The sequence below is a fragment of the Sporosarcina sp. E16_3 genome (genome assembly GCF_017347125.1).
GTDB lineage: Bacteria > Bacillota > Bacilli > Bacillales_A > Planococcaceae > Sporosarcina.
Window position 1 is genome coordinate 452,499 of the sequence record NZ_JADPRX010000001.1, and the last position, 15,676, is coordinate 468,174.

Sequence of the window (15,676 nt, forward strand, 5' to 3'; positions counted from 1 at the left end):
AAGAAGGGTAGAGGCAATGATCTAAGAAATACGATCTCTATCTGGAGAGTCTGTTATGAATGGTCTAGGAGCATCGGCAGTCATTGGAAACCTAATAATGACACGTAACATTGCCTTTGGAAAGAACGGTACAGCGGGCCATAAATACGGTACGCCCATTGGCCTCAATGCACATAAATAGTAGAAAAGTACAGCGACTGATAAGAAAAAGCCGGGTGCTCCGAGTAATGCGGTAGACAACAGAATACACACTCTGAAAATTTTTGTCGTAAGGCTTAATTCGTAAGAGGGTATTGAGAATGTGAATATGGCACTTACTGCCACATACAAAACAACTTCAGGGGTGAAAAGACCAACGTCTATTGCTACTTGTCCAATAACAATCGCTGCAACAAGCCCCATAGCGGTCGACATCGGTGTCGGCGTATGAATAGCTGCCATACGAAGTATCTCGATTCCGCCATCTGCGATAAGAAGTTGAACAAGTAATGGGATTTCCCCGATGTCTTTTGGTCCGATATAACTGAGGAAATCGGGTAAGTAGTGTTGTTTCGTTGCAATTAGGTACCAAAATGGTAAAAGAACAAGACTCATGACAGCCGCAAATAAACGCATAATCCTGACAAACGTTCCAATAAGCGGTGCCTGACGGTATTCTTCCGCATGTTGCAGATGATGAAATAATGGGGCCGGTACAAGTATAACTGAGGGGGATGTATCCACGATGATTGCGATATGCCCTTCCAATAAATGTGCCGCACATATATCAGGACGCTCCGTGAAACGAACGAACGGCATTGGATGAAAGCGCTGTTTGAACAAAAATTCTTCAAGCGACTTATCCGTCATTGTCAGTCCGTCGTGGTGAATTTCATCAAGCCTTTCACGGATATAAGCAAGATGTTCTTCACTTGCCGCCCCTTGCATATAAGTGATTGAGACATCTGTTTTTCCATTCATCGTCACTTTATGCATTTCAAATCGTAAATCCTCAGTACGAAGCCGCCTTCTGATAAGCGCGGTATTTTGGATAAGATTCTCCGTAAATCCATCTCTCGATCCTCTGACGACTTTTTCATTGTCAGGTTCTGCAGGTTGCCTACCAGGATAAGATCGAATGTCAATCGTAAACACATAGCCCTCAGGCGTGATAAAGGCAGCTTGTCCGCTTAATATCGAGGTAAGTAATTCGTTTCGATCTCCCACAGTTGAAACAGCGTGATACGGGAAAAAGGAGAGGAATCGTTCCCCTCCATCCTCCTGGTCGCCATCCTCCCTTCCTTTAGCCCCTTGCATTTCTGTCAATAAAGTCGTGATTGTATCACCGTCTATGAGTCCATTAATATAAAGCAACAGAACAGGCATATCCCAAAGATGCAATGATCTGGCAGTAGCATCGAACGTTTTATCTTTACCGAAACAGGTATAGAACCACTCTTCCCCTTCATTCACCGATTGGAATAGCTTTTCCATTAGTTCAATCCGTCCTCACATTTAGTATAATTTCTTCCGAATCAACGCCCATCCATAATTTCAATTGGGCTAAGATTTTCTTTTCAAGCCGTGATACCTGAACTTGCGATATGCCAATTCTTTCAGCAATATCACTTTGCGTGCAATCCAGGTAGTAGCGCATATAAATGATCGTTTGATCTCGTTTATTTAATTTAGAAATGACATCACGCAGCGGGATATGATCAAACACTCTTTCAGATCTGTCATCTCGCAACTGATCCATCAGCGTTAAGCTATCCCCTTCACTTTCATATAACTGTTCATGAAGTGACGCGGGGTCGCGTAAAGCATCAGAGGCGAGAACGACATCGTCAACGGACACTTCAAGAACTGCTGCAACCTCCGAAATTGATGGCGATTTACCATGCAATTTAATATAATCATCCGTTGCATGACGGATTTTGAAACTAAGTTCACGGATGGACCTGCTCACTTTCACCATTCCATCATCCCTTAGAAAACGCTGGATTTCTCCGACAATCATAGGTACCGCATACGTAGAGAATTTCACTTCATACGATAAATCAAATTTATCAATTGATTTCATAAGTCCGATACAACCAATTTGAAATAAATCCTCTGGGTCGGCGCCACGGGAAGCAAACCGCTGGACAATGGACCAGACAAGCCGCGTATTTCCCTCCACCATCATCCTTCTCGCTTCTTTATCACCTTCTTGTGAAACTTTAATGAGTTCCCTCATCTTTTCTTGGGTCAACAATGCCGGTTTTATTTCAACGGATGCGTCCATGGGTCACCTCATTCTGCTTGCTTCCGGGACCGGAGAAAACGTTTTCTCGAACTTGACGATTGTTCCATTTCCTAATACAGATTCGACTGACAAACTGTCGGCAAAGCTCTCCATTATCGTAAATCCCATACCCGATCGCTCCATGAAGGGGCGAGTGGTAAACATCGGTTCCATCGCCTGTTCTACGTCAAAAATACCCATACCTTCATCGCGAACCGTCATCGTAACTTTGTTTTCTTCAATTACGGCGTGAACAGTGACAAGGCTTTTCCCATCACATTCATAGCCATGAATGATGGCATTCGTCACAGCTTCCGATACAATGGTCTTAAATTCTGAAATCTCTTCGATAGTCGGGTCCAGCGGCGTTATAAAACAAGTCATTGCCATCCTTGCCAGCGCTTCGTTTTCCTCAATTGCGACGAATGATAACGTCATTTCATTGTTCATGTAATACCCCTCCGATTTCCCCGATCGCTAGATCGACCGTGCAATGCCTTATATTTGGTCCAAGACCGGAAAATGTAAATATCTTCTCCATTGTCGTGGACGGATTCAAAATGAGCGTTTCCCCTTCCACAGGTGCTAAATCGCGCATCCTTCCAAGAATGAGCCCGATTCCTGCGCTATCCATGAATCCAAGTCTCGACAAATCCCAAATAATCGCCCGAACTTGTCCGCTATAAATAGATGAAGAAATGTGGGACCGGATTCGATTTGCCTCATGATTGTCCAATTCCCCTTGCAGTGTTGCAATTAAAATCCCATTATCTATAATTTCGATGTCAGCCATGCTGAACCCCCTCCTTCCTGCGAAATATTCCACATTTGGAGGGCGAAACCCTTTCTCCTGACAGAACTAGTCACAGTCAGCGCAAAGTTCTTATGTTTCGACATTGCCCACTACTAATGAAAGTATGTACGTCTTCCAAACGATTTACACATCCGATAAAAAAGAAATATTTTTGGAGTGTTATGGTCGATTGAGGTGCGGTTATGATTGGTCAGGACGGGATTTGCTAGGTCGGACTGCGGTCAGGTTCAATTCCTTAATTTCAAAAAGCTACCCTATCAACCAAATTTGGTTGATAGGGTAGCTTTGAGTTTCAACTACTATTAGCCCGTAATCATGTCGCCAATGAGGCGAGGGCTTGCCACTGCTTCTTTTCCAATGGTTATATGTTTTTGGATCAGTGACATGGATTGTTCTACATTTTCCGTATTCGAATGAATAATAGCAAGTGGCTCTCCCGCTTGCACGGCATCCCCGATTTTTTTAGTAAGCACAATACCTACTGCAAGATCGATTACATCATCTTTTGTCGCTCTACCCGCACCAAGAAGCATCGCGGCAACACCAATATCATCCGCCTCCATATTCGTTACATAACCCGAAGATAGCGCAGGTACTTCAATCTGAAATTTGGCTGTCGGTAATAGGGATGTATCATGAATGATTGCACCATCTCCACCTTGCGCTTCAATCAATTTACCAAACAATTCAAGTGCCGAACCGTCAGCAATAACTGCTTTCAGCATGTCCCTAGCTTCCTCATCAGAAGGAGCTTTTCCTCCCGCAACAATCATCTTGCTACCAAGAACTAGACAAAGTTCCGTCAAGTCTTCGGGACCATTCCCTTTTAGCGTTTCAACCGCTTCAATCACTTCAAGTGAGTTACCAATTGCGAACCCAAGCGGCTGGCTCATATCAGAAATGATTGCCATCGTATTTCTGCCGACTTGTTTACCAATCGCCACCATCGAATGAGCCAGTGCTCTTGCGTCTGCCTCTGTTTTCATGAATGCACCATCACCCGTTTTCACATCGAGAACAATCGCATCTGCACCCGCAGCAATCTTCTTACTCATGATTGAGCTGGCAATAAGCGGGATGCTGTCAACAGTAGCTGTCACATCGCGCAAAGAGTAGAGTTTTTTATCAGCCGGTGTCAAGTTGCCACTCTGTCCAATGACCGCTAATTTTAAATCATTTACTTGTTTGACGAACTGCTCTTCGGTCAATTCGACGTGGAACCCTTCTATCGCCTCGAGCTTGTCGAGTGTCCCGCCTGTATGACCAAGACCCCTACCACTCATTTTCGCGACAGGAACGCCGCAGGCCGCGACGAGTGGTACCAGGATTAATGTCGTCGTATCGCCAACACCGCCTGTAGAATGTTTATCGACTTTAATCCCTTCGATTGCAGATAAATCAATCTGATCGCCAGATTCAACCATCGCCATCGTCAAGTATCCCTGTTCTTCAGCAGTCATTCCTTTAAAATAGATCGCCATAAGAAACGCACTTGCTTGATAATCTGGGATGGAATCATCTGTATAGCCGTTCACAAAAAAGGTGATTTCTTCTTTTGTAAGAACTTCGCCATTTCGTTTTTTCTCAATTACATCTACCATTCTGAACATCTTCATCACACCTTTTCATCTAATAAACGCAAGAAACTCTTACCGAACTCGGGCATTTTCACATCAAAATTTTCCGCAATCGTAGCGCCAATATCTGAAAATGTCTCGTTCAGTGGCATTTCCCCACCCTTTTTAAATGATGGCGAATAAACCACGAGTGGGACATATTCACGGGTATGATCAGTACCTGGATAAGTTGGATCATTGCCGTGATCCGCTGTAATAATCAGTAGATCGTCATCACGCAGCGATTCTAAGATTTCTGGCAGCCTTACATCAAATTCTTGTAGTGCATTGCCGTAACCAAGCGGATCTCTTCGATGCCCAAATAACGCATCAAAATCAACGAGATTCGTGAAACTAAGACCCTTGAAGTCTTTTTTCATAACATCCAGAAATTTGTCGACGCCATCCATATTGCTCACGGTACGAACGGATTCTGTAATGCCTTCACCGTTAAAAATATCGGCAATTTTGCCAATCGCCATTACATCATAATCCGCGGACACCAATTCATTCATAACTGTACGATTAAATGGTTTAAGTGCGTAATCATGTCGGTTCGTAGTTCGTGTAAAGTTACCTGGTTCTCCAACAAATGGACGTGCAATGACGCGACCAACTAAAAACTCCGGTTCCAATGTCAACTCACGTGCGATTTCACAAATCCTGTATTGTTCTTCAATTGGGATGATCCCTTCATGTGCAGCGATTTGCAGCACAGGATCCGCAGACGTATAGACAATAATTGCTCCAGTCTTCATATGTTCCTCGCCATATTCATCAATGACTGCAGTGCCACTAGCCGGTTTATTGCCAATCACTTTACGTCCTATTCGTCGTTCAAGTTCTGCAATCAATTCCTGCGGGAAACCATTTGGATATACTTTAAATGGCTTGTCAATGTTAAGGCCCATGATTTCCCAATGTCCCGTCATCGTATCTTTCCCGACAGATGCTTCCTGCATTTTACCGTAATAAGCGAGTGGTTCATCTGCAACGGCGATACCGCTAATTTCACTAATGTTGGAAAGACCAAGTTTGCCCATGTTTGGCATATGTAGGCCTCCCATTGCTTCACCGATATGTCCTAGCGTATTTGCACCTGCATCACCAAAACTAGGAGCATCCGGTGATTCCCCGATCCCTACAGAATCGAGCACGATCAGATGGACACGTTTAAATTGTTTTTTCTCCATAAGTTATTCCTCCTAAAAATAAGCGTTTCTGTACAATTCTATGCCCTTGGATGAAATTTCACATAGACTTCTTTCAACCTTGAACGACTGACATGTGTATAAATTTGTGTTGTGGAAATATCCGCATGACCAAGCATTTCCTGAACCGCCCGCAGATCCGCTCCATTTTCGATGAGATGCGTAGCGAACGTATGGCGCAATATATGTGGCGTCAACTCTTTCTGTATACCCGCTTTTAGGGCGTGTCCATTCAACAACTTCCAACAGCCTTGCCTTGTTAGCCTAGTTCCCCTCATATTGACAAATAAGGCCTCGGCACCTTTTTGTTTTTCGATGAAAATGGGCCGTGCTTCTTCGATATAACGCTTACAGGCCGTAATTGATTTCCCACCAAGTGGAATAATCCGTTCTTTCCCGCCTTTGCCAAATACACGGACGAAACCCATCGAGAGATGAATATCATCCATATTAAGTCCAATCAATTCACTTACACGCATACCCGTCCCGTACAAAACTTCAAGCAGCGCAGTATCTCTTACACCCTGTGACTTTGAACAATCTGGCGCCTCGATTAGTCTATCTACTTCGTCCATAGATAAAACACGTGGTAATTTCTGTTCAAGTTTTGGAAGCTCTAAATGGACTGTCGGATCCTGAGACGTGACCTTTTCCCGAAGAAGGAATTGATGAAATGAACGGATTGATGAAATATGTCTAGAAACGGTCCTAGCCGATTTCCCGCCTTCTTTCAATTGATGTAAATGCCCCACTACAGCGGGACGATCGACATCATCCATTGATTTATATCCTGCTTGTTCCATAAAGTCTAGGTATTCATTAAGGTCGCGCTTATAAGAAATAATTGTATTTCCTGACAACTGCCGCTCCACTTTTAGGAAGTGCATATAATCTTCAAGCGCAAAACGGATGTCTTTCATAACCAGCGGGAAACAGAAAAACAGTTTCCATCTGCCTTTAATTTAAACAAATCCCTTCCCCCCTTCGGTTAGTACAGGTTTAAGTGAAACGACAAAAGGGACAGCATTATGCCATCCCTTTTCTCACTTTTCACTTTCATCCACATCGGATTTACATCTTTTGCAAATACCATGAAAAGTTAACCAATGGTCTTTAATAGCGAATTCAAAGCGACTTTCAACAATCTTTTCGACATCTCCGAGTAGATCATCCTGAATTTCATCCACTGTTCCACATTCGATACAAATAAGATGATGATGGAAATGGGCAGCACCTTCCTGCCGCAGATCATATCTCGATACACCGTCACCAAAATTGATTTTATCGACTACTTTAAGATCGGTTAGCAATTCCAACGTACGATACACGGTAGCAAGCCCGATTTCCGGTGCTTTCTCTTTGACTAGCAAAAATACATCTTCAGCACTCAGATGATCTTCCTCATGCTCAAGGAGGACCAAAACCGTCGCTTCGCGCTGAGGTGTCAGCTTGTAACTGGCCCCATGCAATTGTTTTTTTATCCGATCGATTCGGCTCTCCATACGACGCCCCCCTCAAACTGTCTCCATTATAACAAATGGGCTTTCCTTATGACAACAGAAAGGGAGCAGACAGTTAATTAAAGAAGAACCTATTCTACCTAAAAATGAATTGAAAGACGATAATTTCGATAGCAAGTATAGCAATTGACATGCCAATTATCGTCGGTAATGCACGTTTATTGGGGCCTTTCCCCATCGTTGAACGCATAAAGTAAGGTGGACTTAAAATCGCACAATACACTAGAAATAGAAAACAAATAAGGAACTGAAACGGAAACCACCAAATTGAATAGGCCATTATTTTCGTGCCCGAAGCTAGTAAATAGGAAGATGACAAGCCGAAAAGAACACATTTCACTGCACCGAAAAATAATACGGTGAATCGTGTTTTTCTAAACGCCGCCAGTACGAATGCAACGACGAAAAATAGGGCCGCCATGCCTACAGGTTTAATATAACCTGCCTCGTGCCCTAGAACGACCCGAGCATCATAAAAAGCAACCACCCTTTCTACCGCAGTCGCAGGCATCTCACGAAATAAAAGCGCTCCCCCAATAAAGCCAATTGCAAGAATGACAAATAAGTGGATGAACGATAAAGAACGGACCATAGCTACACCTCCGCATAGTTAATCCCGCATTAACGGGCATTAGGTCACTCAGACATTGCCACAAGACGTGGCGTAAGTAGTCTGAGTTCCGCCTCAATCGATGGGGAATGAAGCTCCTCTCCACCGGTTGAAGACTCACCTTATTCAACATATGCTTGTCCGTTCAAAATTAGGTCACTTTGTTAAAAGGTTTTTGGCATAAAGAACAGCGAACGCAGTTTTAGCATCGTAAATTTTTCCTGACACAACCATTTCTTGCGCTTCTTCAAGAGTCACTTCTAGTAGTCCAATGAATTCATCCTCATCTCCCGCAGCAGGGTTTTCGATTTTATAAAGATCCTGCGCTAAATACATATGAATGACTTCATCTGCAAAACCAGGAGACGTTGCAAAGGACTGGATGTAAGTAAATTCTTTCGCCCCGTACCCCGTTTCTTCTTCAAGTTCGCGGACCGCCGTCACTGCCGGTTCTTCTCCCAGATCAATTTTCCCCGCTGGAATTTCAATTAGTGTACGTTCCAGCGCTTTTCTATATTGTTCAACGAGCACAATTTTTCCATCAGCAGTAATCGGAATGATGGAAACTGCCCCTGGATGTTTGATCAATTCACGTGTCGCTTTCTTACCATCCGGAAGTTCCACCTCCTCAACACGCAATGTGATAATTTTCCCTTTATAAAGTGTTTCACCTGAAATTGTCTTTTCTTCATATTTATTCATCGTTTCCGACTCCTTTTTATGGATAATAGTGTGACGTCATTGTACCATGAAGAAAAGCGCAAGCGCCTTGGTAGACCCGAAAAGCGCTGGCCGACTAAATTCGCCACGTCCTGTGGCGACGTCGGCACTAGTACGTCCTGTACGTCGAAGGGTCTTAAGATAAAGGCGATCTTTGCCTTTAACTTAAGGACTGAAGCGACAGAGGAAGGCAGCCTAAGTTCGCGACGTCCTTTCGCAATAGCTGCATGACCCACTTCGTGTGGGCCTAGGTGCTAGGCGCTGAAGTCTAGACATGAACAAAATAGGGGGTGCTTTCATGAAGAAAAGAGAGTTGGGTAATAGTGGTCTATACATTTCCGAAATTGGCCTTGGTTGCATGTCGCTGCCAGGTGACTTAGCTGAATCGAAAAACATCGTCGACGCCGCCATTCACGCAGGCATCAATTATTTTGATACAGCCGATTTGTATAATGGCGGTAACAATGAAGAACTTCTGGGATTAGCGCTAAAAGGAAGACGGAATGAAATTATTCTTGCGACGAAAGCCGGTAATAAGATGAATCCCGAGGGTGAAGGATGGACATGGGATTCTTCTAAAAAGCATATTATGGACGCCATCAAACAGAGCCTATTGCGCCTTGACACTGATTATATCGATGTCTATCAGCTTCATGGTGGGACAATGGAAGACGCAGTAGAGGAAACAATTGATGCATTTGAAAGCTTAAAAAAAGACGGGCTTATTCGTCAATATGGCATATCTTCGATTCGCCCAAATGTCATTAAGCGATTCTTGGATACTAGTTCAGCAGTCTCTGTCATGATGCAATATAATCTGCTTGACCGCAGACCAGAAGAATGGTTTCCAATGATCCACGGAGCCGGTGCCGCTGTTATTACGCGTGGGACCATTGCCAAAGGATTTTTGACATCTGAAGGCTTGACAAGAGCTGCAAAAGCAAATGGATTTGTCGAGTATGATGCCGGTGAATTGACACGTACTGTCCAAGCGCTAAGTGAACAAACAGTTGACCTACACGCGGCGGCAATTGCTTTCACTCTTCATGACAATACAGTGGCATCCGCCCTCGTTGGTGCGCGCACAACAGATCAGTTACTTGATTCTGTGATTGCTTATGAGAAAAAAACGACAGGCGAAGAAATCACTCTGCTAGGGAATATCACGAAAATACACAATTACAAAGAACATCGCGTTTGATTCTTGTCTATAGGAACAAACAATGAACTGTATACGATACTGCCCCTTAGGTTCAAGGCATTTCTCGCTGTAGACAGCGACCGTTCACCTGGTTATGACCGGCATAGAGCTCGTTATCACCGCCATGGGACCTGTTATGCTCGCCATGACTTTGTTAATGACCGGCACCAGCCGTATTATGCCCGCCACGGGATACCCGCACAAAAAAGGAGCTACAAACCACTATGGTTTATGCTCCTTTTCCAATTCAATTAACGTCCTCTTATTTTATTGCTTCAACTTGGTCAAGATTTTTCTCCAGATACTGCCTCCAAAAGTCCACGAAACGTAAAAAACACACCCAATGGATGTGCTTTTCATGCTTTATTAATTAAATAAACATCCCCGCAATAGCAGCACTCAATAACGAGGCTAACAGCCCCGCTGCCACCGCACGAATACCCAGTCTTGCAATGTCAGGACGTCGACTTGGCGCTAGAGAACCTAAGCCTCCAAGAAGGATCGCCAATGAACTTAAATTAGCAAAGCCGCAAAGTGCAAAGCTGACGATGATGACTGTTTTAGGGCTAAGTGAAGCAATTTCCGGTGCGAATGCCGCATATGCAACAAACTCATTCAACACAAGCTTTTGACCAATGAATCCGCCTGCTATAACCGCCTCAGACCAAGGCACACCAATAGCAAATGCAAGGGGTGCAAATACAACGCCTAAAATCCCCTCAACCGTTAACGATTCGAAACCAACTAACTTACCGAGTCCACCTAACATGCCATTCATCATCGCAATAAGCGCGATGAACGCCAGTAGCATTGCACCGACATTGAGGGCAAGTTTTAATCCATCCCCTGCCCCACGCGCCGCTGCATCAATGACGTTCACCGATTCCTGATCCTTCTCCATTTCAAAATCGGCAACTTCCGATTTTTCGGTTTCGGGTATCAGTATTTTCGCCATCACTAACCCTGCAGGTGCAGCCATGAAACTCGCTGCAATCAAATACTCAAGTGGAACTCCCAAAAGTGCATAACCCGCGAGAACAGAACCCGCAACAGATGCAAGACCCCCTGTCATAACTGCAAAAAGTTCCGACTTCGTCATGTTTGCCAAAAATGGCCGGATGACAAGCGGAGCTTCTGTCTGTCCGACAAATATATTCGCTGCCGCAGATATCGATTCCGCCTTACTCGTACCAAGTAGTTTCGATAAAGCGCCTCCGATTAGTTTGATAACCATCTGCATAATTCCAAGATAATATAAAACGGATATCAAAGAAGAAAAGAAAATGATGATTGTTAACACTTGGAACGCAAAAACAAAACCGAATCCTTTAACATCTGCTGCCGGACCAAAAAGAAATGCAACCCCTTCTCCTGCATAGTTAATAACATTTTGAACGAGTCCGGAAAACCATATTAACCCAGCTCTTCCCGCTTCCCATTTCAAGACGACGAATGCAAATGTCACTTGAATAGTTAAACCAACTGCGATAGTCCGGTAATTAATCGATTTCTTTCCATTAGATAAAAGAAATGCAATTCCTAACACCACAACTATCCCTAAAAGCCCCCACAATAAATTCAACTAGTACACCTCTTCATATGGAAATTTCCCATTTATAGTTTTGTTACTAATACGCCAATTCGCACTATGTAAACACCTTTTTTTGTCGTCTGACGTCGGACAACTAAATGAGTTTAGCAAACGAAATGACATAAGTAAATAAATTGTGCAGAAATCAGGGAAAACTATGTTTTCAAAACGATTCAGTGGTTAGTATTCCACATTTATCCGCTTTTACCCGTCATTTTTTGAATATGCTCACATTTTTAGTCACGGATAAAAGACTGTCCCCTAAAGTCAATACAGCTGACCTAATGGATAGTCCGATTACAATTGTCTTCTAAATTAATGAAGAAAAATACAGCTGAAATTGATAAGTGGATTAAACGAGGACAGGGAATTGGTCCTAGAATGATTTAAAGAAAATTACTCATCCTATAAAAAAAGGAGATGTGATCAATTATGCGGAAAATAATTATTGCGCTCGGAGTTTTTACTACAGTTAATTCAGCACCAACACATATCCCAACTGTTGCGCATTCACAACCAGAAATTCCAGCCTATGCTAAGTGGGGAAAGCTTGCTATTAAAGAGACACAATCAAAATATCCCAATGCGAATATTGTTGACTACTTGCATGAAGGAAGCGAATCGATTAAGGATTCAACTATTGAAAAGTTTAAGCTATGGTTAAAAGATGGTGACAAAGAATTCGGCGTTTTTGTAAGAATTGAGTATACTACCGCAACTGAAAAAGTAGTTACTATTGAACTTGATGAAACTTCTAGATAAATTATCTTAGTTGAAACTATTCTATTTGAATTTGACAATTCATTTACAGCAAACCAAAAACCACTAATACATCAAGACCTAAAAATACAAAAAGCATTCCAGAAAGTCCTTGATGATTAAAGAATATTAGCACTAGGCTAAATTACTAAGACAATATAAAACACCTTCGTAAATGATCCACTGATGAGTGAATTTATCGAAGGTGTTTTTTCTTGGGCTAGTCTAATTTAACTATTTTCAACATCAAAATAACTGATTTTCACCATCATTCAATTATTGCTCCCATAGGCTCTAAAACAAATTTCTCGATAACATGGAGTACCCCTTCTTCATTGTTCGTCAGTGAAATATAATCTGCAATGTCTTTCAATTCCTGGACCCCGTTACCCATTGCGATACCTAGACCAGCCGTCTTTATCAGTTCTATATCATTGTGATTGTCACCTATACCGATAATTTCTGTACGTTCGATGCCAAGCTTACTCGCAAGGTGTAATAAAGCACATCCTTTGTTTGCTTCGGGATGTGTCACTTCAAGGTAGTTTACTAAAGACTTGGCGATATGTGCGTCCTCCCCAAACAATGCCCACAATTCATCCTGTAAGATTGCAAGGTAGGTAGGCTCTTCGATAAAGAGTGCTTTCGTAAATCCTTGTTTCGCAAGTTTGGCTAGATCCGGTTCTATCTTATACGGGACCTTCGATTTTTTGGAGTACTCAATAATCTTATCATTTTCTGATGCGGCATAAAGAATATCATCTTGATAAACTTGTAAATGTATTTTTTTATCACGAGCAATCTCAACTAGTTTTTGTGCAATGTCAGGCCGAATAAGTCGCTCATACATCACTTCATTGTCATCAATGCTTTTAATGATTGCACCCTGATATGTAATCACCGGTACATTTATGCCAAGTTGTTGTGCAAATAATTTTGCGGATGGAAACATGCGCCCCGTCGCAATCGTGACAACCGTACCTAATTCTACTGCTTTTTGAATCGCCTTGATTGTTCTTGGTGTAATCTGCAATTCATCCGTAAGTAATGTCCCATCAAGGTCAATCGCAATTAGTTTATACACGAAATCTTCCCCCTTTACTTAATACTATCTTGTTATCCTCGCATGTTGTGGCGTGCACTGTCTAGTGAAGATGTTTTTTATGGTTGATTTAATGAAACCGTATATTGGGATAAGAACAAACCTTAACATATACCCATGTTACTACAGCAATCCCCTCCAGTATTAATGGGCTACTGACAAAAATAGCAAGTTTATTAAAAGTAGATGAGTCGCTTTTGTTTTGAGTAAGGCTGCAACCATTTCTCGACAGCTTCCTTCTAAAATGTTATATCTAACCACCGAAGAAGAAAAAAACAATAATAAAAGGCAGGGAAATAATCCATGCCTTCACTTCTTATTAATTAATAATCAAATTGACGATAATAACGACGAGTATCTAGATCATGACCACTATATTTTTCAAAGTAGCGGGAAAGTCGATCAACTAATAGTGTTGAAGAAATAGTCGGAGCTAAAATCCATCGGAATTCATCATCGATCCCCTCTAAGGCATAATCCTTTGTATCAATGACAACTAATTTTTTTGTATACTTTTCACAAAACCTTTCCACACGATCGTCAATTGCTCGACGTTTGCCTTCGCCTTTTACTAGAAATACGGGAACGTCTTCTTCAACTAATTCTAGTGTTCCATGGAAAAACTCAGCTGAGGTAACAGCCTTTGTGCGCATCCATTGGCATTCTTCCAAAACGCACATAGAATAAAGGTAGACTTCACCCCACATCTCTCCATCACCAATCCAAATCGTATACTCTTCATTGTAATACTTTTCGGCAATTTCAGCGGCTATTGGTTCAAATTTCTGCTTTGCTTTCAAAAGATTTTCAGGAAGCTTTTCTAATTGGTCTGCAAACTTTTGATACCCCGCAAATTCATTTCGATTAGCGAGTAACTTAAACACAAGAAGAAACAACTGCATGTACTGGAATTCAATTCCATTCAAAGCTTTGTTTGGTATAGTCCAATTACTTAACTTTTCTAATGGTGTCTCCGGCTTTCCTAATAATGACACAACTCGATAGCCATTATTCCGGCACCACTCTGCAGCCTCAACCGTCTCTTTTGTATCGCCAGATTTCGATGCCATAATAACAATCGAGTCTTTTGTTAATTGTCTATGACCTGTTAAAACAATTTCGCCAGCTTGCTCCGCATATACGGGTACATCTGTTAGTTGTTTTAGCATTTCTTGGATTGGCCACATGATTGCTATAGATCCGCCTGCAGATATGAAAAATATATTTTTAAAACCTTCATTTGAAATCTCATCAGCAATTCTTTCAATCTCATTCCGTGTCTCATACGTAATACGCCCATTTTCTAAGTACACTTCTTTATTAAATTTCAACATTATTTCATCCTCCTTTTATTAACACCAGAAAAAATCGGTATTCACTTCAGTTCGTCTTATGGTATATACCACTCAGCAAGAGCCTCAAGGGTTATATAATATAATCAACCCTTTACCCCTCCCTCGGAAAGGCCACGAACAAAACTTCTTTGAAAAACTATAAAAACAACAATCATCGGAACTGCAGAAATAGCTAATCCTGCTAATTGAACACCAAAGTTTGTATTGAGCTGGCTCCTTAAATTCATTAGACCAACTGGAATTGTCCTTAATGCAGAGTCTTCAATAAAAACTAAGGCAAATGCAAACTCATTCCAAACATTCATAGTTGCTAATAGTGCGGCAGCAATAATAATAGGCTTACCCATTGGCAGTATGATATGCAAATATACTTTCCATGTATTACAGCCATCAATTATCGCTGATTCCTCCAATTCTTTGGGTATGGCAAGGAAATAAGATCTCATCAAAAAAATAGCAAAAGGTAATTGGAATGCGACGTAAGGGAGAATTAATGCCCAATACGTATTGTATATTCCCATGATCTGGAGCATTTTGTATAGGGATATCAAACTTACTTGTGGCGCCAACATTAGCCCACTTAGGATAATGATTAAAAAGACATTTACTCCTCTAAATTTAAAGCGGCTCAATCCGTAAGCAGCCATTGACCCCAGTAATACAATAATCGTGATTGATACAGCCGTTACGAATAAGCTGTTAAAAAAGAACTTTCCTACTCCTGCATTCCATGCATCTACATAATTTCCCCAGATCGGTTCTTTTGGAAATGACCATGTATTTAAAAAGAACTCGCTATTAGATTTTAATCCATTCATTGCTAACCAGATCAAAGGGTAGATAATGGCAATTGAATAGACAATAAACCAGATCAGTACAAAAATACGGAAAATATTTTCTGTAATTCTCAT

16 protein-coding genes are annotated in these 15,676 nt (G+C 41.9%); 2 read left to right on the forward strand and 14 right to left on the reverse strand.

All coding sequences use genetic code 11. The features are described from left to right. Positions 1 to 21: 21 nt before the first annotated feature. The 10 genes from I2483_RS02255 to I2483_RS02300 form a co-directional block, all read right to left on the reverse strand. A complete protein-coding gene (locus tag I2483_RS02255; protein WP_186671044.1) occupies positions 22 to 1,473 on the reverse strand; it encodes a spore germination protein in 1,452 nt (483 codons plus the stop codon). A 4-nt stretch (positions 1,474 to 1,477) separates the two neighbouring features. Continuing rightward, entirely contained in the window at positions 1,478 to 2,266 is a 789-nt protein-coding gene (locus tag I2483_RS02260) for a SigF/SigG family RNA polymerase sporulation sigma factor (RefSeq protein WP_186671043.1), read from the reverse strand. A gap of 3 nt (positions 2,267 to 2,269) precedes the next feature. Continuing rightward, the gene (spoIIAB, locus tag I2483_RS02265; protein ID WP_186671042.1) at positions 2,270 to 2,716 is read right to left on the reverse strand and encodes an anti-sigma F factor; all 447 of its coding nucleotides are present in this window, start codon (positions 2,714 to 2,716) and stop codon (positions 2,270 to 2,272) included. After that, a complete protein-coding gene (locus tag I2483_RS02270) occupies positions 2,706 to 3,059 on the reverse strand; it encodes an anti-sigma factor antagonist (RefSeq protein WP_186671041.1) in 354 nt (117 codons plus the stop codon). Before I2483_RS02270 ends, spoIIAB begins: the two co-directional genes overlap by 11 nt. Positions 3,060 to 3,382: 323 nt before the next feature. Further along, positions 3,383 to 4,690 (reverse strand): pyrimidine-nucleoside phosphorylase, encoded by a 1,308-nt coding sequence (locus tag I2483_RS02275; RefSeq protein ID WP_207173565.1) that lies wholly within the window; start codon positions 4,688 to 4,690, stop codon positions 3,383 to 3,385. Positions 4,691 to 4,695: 5 nt separating this feature from the next. After that, on the reverse strand, positions 4,696 to 5,889 hold the full coding sequence (deoB, locus tag I2483_RS02280; protein WP_207173567.1) for a phosphopentomutase: 1,194 nt from the start codon (positions 5,887 to 5,889) through the stop codon (positions 4,696 to 4,698). A gap of 38 nt (positions 5,890 to 5,927) precedes the next feature. Next, positions 5,928 to 6,827 (reverse strand): site-specific tyrosine recombinase XerD, encoded by a 900-nt coding sequence (gene xerD, locus I2483_RS02285; RefSeq protein ID WP_207173571.1) that lies wholly within the window; start codon positions 6,825 to 6,827, stop codon positions 5,928 to 5,930. Positions 6,828 to 6,950: 123 nt separating this feature from the next. Further along, positions 6,951 to 7,409 (reverse strand): ferric iron uptake transcriptional regulator, encoded by a 459-nt coding sequence (gene fur / locus I2483_RS02290; RefSeq protein WP_186671038.1) that lies wholly within the window; start codon positions 7,407 to 7,409, stop codon positions 6,951 to 6,953. Positions 7,410 to 7,503: 94 nt separating this feature from the next. Beyond that, positions 7,504 to 8,019, reverse strand: coding sequence for a hypothetical protein (locus tag I2483_RS02295; RefSeq protein ID WP_186671037.1), 516 nt, complete (start codon positions 8,017 to 8,019; stop codon positions 7,504 to 7,506). 174 nt (positions 8,020 to 8,193) lie between these two features. Further along, entirely contained in the window at positions 8,194 to 8,739 is a 546-nt protein-coding gene (locus I2483_RS02300; RefSeq protein ID WP_207173572.1) for an NUDIX domain-containing protein, read from the reverse strand. Positions 8,740 to 9,055: 316 nt separating this feature from the next. On the opposite strand from I2483_RS02300, the gene I2483_RS02305 reads away from it, so the two are divergent. After that, on the forward strand, positions 9,056 to 9,958 hold the full coding sequence (locus I2483_RS02305; RefSeq protein WP_207173573.1) for an aldo/keto reductase: 903 nt from the start codon (positions 9,056 to 9,058) through the stop codon (positions 9,956 to 9,958). Between the two features lie 370 nt (positions 9,959 to 10,328). Here the strand turns inward: I2483_RS02305 and I2483_RS02310 are convergent, their stop codons facing one another. Further along, positions 10,329 to 11,540, reverse strand: a complete 1,212-nt coding sequence (locus tag I2483_RS02310) for a NupC/NupG family nucleoside CNT transporter (protein WP_207173574.1) — start codon at positions 11,538 to 11,540, stop codon at positions 10,329 to 10,331. Positions 11,541 to 11,981: 441 nt separating this feature from the next. Here I2483_RS02310 and I2483_RS02315 point away from each other — a divergent pair, with 441 nt between their 5' ends. After that, positions 11,982 to 12,311 carry a DUF3889 domain-containing protein gene (locus tag I2483_RS02315; protein ID WP_207173576.1) on the forward strand — a complete coding sequence of 110 codons (330 nt, stop codon included), beginning with the start codon at positions 11,982 to 11,984 and terminating at the stop codon, positions 12,309 to 12,311. 265 nt (positions 12,312 to 12,576) lie between these two features. Here I2483_RS02315 and I2483_RS02320 read toward each other — a convergent pair whose 3' ends face one another. From I2483_RS02320 to I2483_RS02330, 3 genes are all read right to left on the reverse strand, one after another. Beyond that, positions 12,577 to 13,392 (reverse strand): Cof-type HAD-IIB family hydrolase, encoded by an 816-nt coding sequence (locus tag I2483_RS02320; RefSeq protein ID WP_207173578.1) that lies wholly within the window; start codon positions 13,390 to 13,392, stop codon positions 12,577 to 12,579. 341 nt (positions 13,393 to 13,733) lie between these two features. After that, the gene (locus I2483_RS02325) at positions 13,734 to 14,744 is read right to left on the reverse strand and encodes an SIS domain-containing protein (protein ID WP_207173580.1); all 1,011 of its coding nucleotides are present in this window, start codon (positions 14,742 to 14,744) and stop codon (positions 13,734 to 13,736) included. 104 nt (positions 14,745 to 14,848) lie between these two features. Beyond that, the gene (locus tag I2483_RS02330; RefSeq protein ID WP_207173582.1) at positions 14,849 to 15,676 is read right to left on the reverse strand and encodes a carbohydrate ABC transporter permease; all 828 of its coding nucleotides are present in this window, start codon (positions 15,674 to 15,676) and stop codon (positions 14,849 to 14,851) included.